Source organism: Zoogloea sp. (assembly GCF_030157465.1).
Classification (GTDB): Bacteria; Pseudomonadota; Gammaproteobacteria; order Burkholderiales; family Rhodocyclaceae; genus Zoogloea.
The window spans coordinates 70,067-74,224 of sequence record NZ_JAOAUU010000020.1; the positions used below are offsets into that span (position 1 = coordinate 70,067).

Genomic DNA, 4,158 nt, shown 5'->3' on the forward strand with positions numbered 1-4,158 from the left:
GCGTCGATCGCGAACAGCGCGGCGTCGGCACCGCCGGCGAGGCGGTAGCTCAGGTTCGCGGCGGGCCGGTCGGGGTCGGTGGCGGTAAGTGTCAGGACCGCGGTGGTGTTTTCTGCGACGGCGGCGCTGGCGCTGCTGGTGATCGTCGGCGGGGTTTCGTTCACCGGGGTAACGGTGACCGCCAGCGCCTGGCTGGAGCTGAAGTCGCCGTCGGTGACTTCGACTGTCACGTCGTAAACATTGTCGCCACCGGCATCGAGCGGGGTTTCGTAGTCGGGGGCGGTGATAAAACTCAGCGCGCCGGTTGACGCGTCGATGGCGAACAGCGCGGCGTCGGCACCGCCGGCGAGGCGGTAGCTCAGGCTTGCGGCGGGTCGGTCGGGGTCGGTGGCGGTTACCGTCAGGACCGCGGTGGTGTTTTCTGCGACGGCTGCGCTGGCGCTGCTGGTGATCGTCGGCGGGGTTTCGTTCACCGGGGTGACGGTGACCGCGATGGCCTGAAGGTCGACGGCGCCGGTTCCGTCTGCCACCTGCACGACAACTTCGTAGATGTTGTCGCCGTTGGCGTCGAGCGGGGTTTCGTAATTGGGGGCTGCGAGGAAACTCAGCACGCCGGTCGACGCGTCGATGGCGAACAGGGCTTTGTCGGCGCCCGATGAAAGGGTGAAGCTCAGGTTCTGGGCGGCGCCGTCAGGGTCGGTGGCGGTAACGGTGGTTGCAAGCGTGGTGTTTTCGGCCACGATTACCGCTGCGGTGCTGCCGCCGCCATCACTGGTGATCACCGGTACGTTGGTGAAGATGCTCACGGAAAACTCGGAGGTTTCAACGGCGTCGAGGCCGCTGGTGAGCCGCGTGGCGGTGGCAGAGACGACATGGCCGGTCGGCACCGCCACGCTGAATGTCGGGTTGTAGCTGGCGTCGCCGCTGGCATCGGTGAGGACGTCGACAGAACCGAGGTAGATCTGCCCCTCACCGTAGCCGGACAGATTCGGGCTGGCGCTGGCAAAGAATTCGATACGGAAATGGGTGCTGGCCACGCTGTTCAGCGTGCCGGCAAGAATGATGTCGGTGCCGCTGGTCAGCGCGGAAGTCAGCACAGGGGCGTTCTGACGATTGTTTGCGCCGGTGTCGGCATCGCCCGTGTCGTTGGAGCTAATCCCGTCGTTGCCCAGGTCGATGCCGAGCGCTCCGCTGGCAGATATCCGGTTGCCAAGCAGCACATTGCCCGTCGAATCGGCGCTGGCGATGTTGATGCCGCTGCCGGTGTGGTTGGCGATGATGTTGCCCGCAGCGGCCGTCGTGCCGCCGATCAGGGTATCGTCGGCTCCGTTTGCGATGCGCACGCCATCGCCGGTATTGCCGATGGCCGTGCTCCCGTCCAGGCCCACGCCGATGCGGTTGCCCTGGATGACGCTGGCGTCGGTGGTTTCGCCATCGATGAGGATGCCGATCAGGTTGCCGGCGATCACGTTGCCGGCGCCCGCGATGCTTCCACCAACGGTGGTGGCCGCGGCACCGGATTTGAGCACGACCCCCGTGGCGCCGTTGCCCCGATCCAGCAGCCCGGTGCTGTCGGTGCCGATCAGGTTGCCGGCCACGGTGTTGCCCGTGGTGGTGGTGCCGCCTGCGCCGTCGATGACGATGGCGCTGCCGGTGTTGCCCGAAATCACGTTGCGCTCGGCCGGCGTGGTGCCGCCGATCATGGAGCCGCTCACGCCGTTGTAGAAAACAATGCCGTTGTCGCCGTTGCCGATCACCTGGCTGCCGTCGGCGCCCAGGCCGATGGTGTTGCCGCGGATCAGGTTGCCGCTGCTCGCGTCGACGATTTCGATGCCGTCGTCCACGTTGCCCGCGATAAGGTTGTCCACCACCGCGGTCGATGCGGCGCCGAGCTGGACATAGATGCCGTCCTGCTGGTTTCCGATGGCCGCGCTGCCGGCGGCATTGGTGCCGATGCGGTTGCCCTGAATGGTGTTGCCCGTGGCAGCGGCACCCGCCAGATGCACGCCGTTGAGCAGGTTGCCGGAGATGAGGTTGCCGTCCGCCGCAGCCGGGCCGCCCACGGTGTTGTTTGCACCGGCGATATAAACGCCGTACTGGGTGTTGGCTTCGGACGCACCGGCGTCGTCGCCGGCCGGGTTGAGCCGGCCGATGTAGTTGCCGGCGATGGTGTTGCCGTCGGAGCCGGCCTGAACAACGATGCCCGAGCCGTCGAAATCGCGGATCACAAGGCCGCGGATCGTGCTGCCGTCGGCGCTGGCCGTCAGCTCCAGGCCCGAGGCGGTGAGATTGTTGCCATCGAGCACAAGCGCCGGCTTGTTGCCGTTGGCAGCAAAGCTGTCGTCGGTGCTGGCGTCGAGGATGACGGCATCGGTGACCGCTGGCAGCGCCGCCGCAAGGTTGATCAGGTGTTCGCCGGTGCCGGCAATCCCAAAGAGGATGCGGTCGGCCCCGCCGCTGCCGTTGGTGCTGTTGTTGGCCGCGATGATCGCCTCGCGCAGGCTGATGAGGCCGTCGCTGCCCTTGTTCTGCAGCAGCGCGTAAAGACTGGACGTGTCACCGTCGATTGCATCGGCAGCGTCACTCGCGGTCGTGACGACGATCGTGCTCTGGGTGTCGTTGTCGCTGTTTGTCACCACCACGTCTGCGGGCTTGACGCCGTTGTAGGCGGCGTCGGTACTGCTCGCGGCGCCCAGCACCACGGTGTAGGCCCGATTGCCGTCGACAACGGTGTCGTCAATGCCGGTGATCGTAACGGTCTGTGCGACGCTCCAGTTGGCGGCCGTGAAGCTCAGCAGCGACGTGCTTACCGTGCCTTCCTGCGGGTTGCTGCTACTCACCGCGATGGTCACGTCGCCGGTGGGCAAAGCGTCCAGCACCACGGTGAAGCTGGCCGTACCACCGGCTTCGGTGGTGGCGCCGCTGATGGCGCTGACGGTGATTCCCGGCGGGCTCAAAAGGCTTACGCTCACGCTGCCGCCTGCGCCAAGCGCCCCGCCCGCACCTTGCGCGCCGGTGTTGCCGTCGCTGAGGGTCCAGTCGATCTGCACGCTGCCGGCCTGGCTTCCGCTGTTGCTGTAGGCAATCTGCTGCAGCGCCGAATTGACGAGTGCATTGGTGGCATCGGCATTGAAAGTCAGGCGCAGCGTGCCGGCACTGTTCGTTGTCACGCTGCCGACGGCCGTAGCGCCGACGCTGACGGTGCCACCGCTGAAACTCAGCGTTCCGGTGGCACTGAAAACGTCCTGCCCATTGGCGCCGCCGCTCCGTTGCAGCAGCAGCGTGACGCCGTCAAAGTTCGCCTGCGAGAGTTCGGCATCGAAAACCTGCACGTCGCCATCCAGCACCACCGGATCGCGGCCAGAGGTGTAAGTCGGCGCGCCGTCCAGGCCCGTGAAAACCGGGGCGTCGTTGATGGCGGTGACGGTGATGTCGCGGGTAGCGGCGGCGCTGCTCGCGCTGCCGTCGCTGGTGACGAAGGAAACCGTGCGCGTGGCCGTGCTCGGATTATCCGAGCTGTTCAGGTAGGTGACGCTGCGCAGCGCCGTCTGGTAATTAGCCAGCGTGGCGCTGCCGGTGAGTGTCAGCACGCCGGTGCCAGCATTCCAGCTGCCGGTGATGCCGTTCTGGTTGGTGAATGACAGTACATCCTCGCCACTGACGAAGCCGGCGGTGATGCTGACCGTGGCACTGGCCAAGGTGGCGGTGTCCACGTCGGACACCGTCAGGCCGCTGTCCACCGCCGTCGCAGCAGCGTTCTCCGTGTAGGCCAGTGTGCTGCTGGTAGTGGTCACGACGGGGGCGTCATTGATGGCGGTGATGGTGATGTCGCGCGTGGCGGCGGCGCTGCTGGTGCTGCCGTCGCTGGTGACGAAGGAAACCGTGCGTGTTGTGGTGCTTGGGTTGTCCGAGGTGTTGACGTAAGTGATGCTCCGCAGCGCGCTCTGGTAGTTGGCCAGCGTAGCACTGCCGCTGAGTGTCAGCACGCCGGTGCCAGCGTTCCAGCTGCCGGTGATGCCGTTCTGGTCGGTGAAGGCCAGTACGTCCTGGCCAGTGACAAAGCCGCCGGTAATGCTGACCGTGGCGCTGGTGAGTGTGGCGGTGTCCACGTCGGAGACGGTCAGGCCGCTGTCCACCGCCGTCGCAGCAGCGTTCTCG

General features: G+C 66.3%; 1 protein-coding gene. It reads right to left on the reverse strand.

Going from position 1 to position 4,158, the window contains the following annotated elements; all coding sequences use genetic code 11:
* Positions 1 to 4,158, reverse strand: a 4,158-nt coding sequence (locus Q1W26_RS02990) for a cadherin domain-containing protein (RefSeq protein ID WP_300435676.1), incomplete at both ends; no start/stop codon positions are given.